This window comes from Streptomyces sp. MMG1121 (assembly GCF_001280015.1).
Lineage (GTDB): Bacteria > Actinomycetota > Actinomycetes > Streptomycetales > Streptomycetaceae > Streptomyces.
Genome location: NZ_LGDV01000071.1, coordinates 1 through 523, shown reverse-complemented (window position 1 = coordinate 523; position 523 = coordinate 1). Strand labels below are relative to the sequence as shown.

1 pseudogene is annotated in these 523 nt (G+C 64.8%); it reads left to right on the top strand.

From position 1 onward, the window contains the following. Positions 1-523 (top strand): annotated as a pseudogene (locus ADK64_RS42595) (polyketide synthase); the annotation flags it as partial.

The following is a 523-nucleotide window of genomic DNA, read 5'->3' as shown; positions in this document are numbered from 1 at the left end:
CCGAGGGTGTGGGGGTGTTGTTGTTGGAGCGGTTGTCGGATGCGCGGCGTAGTGGTCATGAGGTGTTGGCGGTGGTGCGGGGTTCGGCGGTGAATCAGGATGGTGCGTCCAATGGGTTGACTGCGCCGAATGGTCCTTCGCAGCAGCGTGTGATTCGGCAGGCGTTGGAGAGTGCCCGGTTGTCTGCCGCGGATGTGGATGTGGTGGAGGCGCATGGTACGGGTACGTCGCTTGGTGATCCGATCGAGGCGCAGGCTTTGCTGGCTACGTATGGGCGTTCTCGTGCGGGGGGTTCGCCTTTGTGGCTGGGTTCGTTGAAGTCGAACATCGGTCATGCGCAGGCTGCTGCGGGTGTGGCGGGTGTGATGAAGATGGTGTTGGCGATGCGGCATGGTGTGTTGCCGAGGACGTTGCATGTGGATGCTCCGACGCCTGAGGTGGACTGGTCGGCGGGTGGGGTGGAGTTGCTGACCGAGGCGCGGGAGTGGCCCGAGCGGGACGAGCCGCGGCGTGCGGGGGTGTC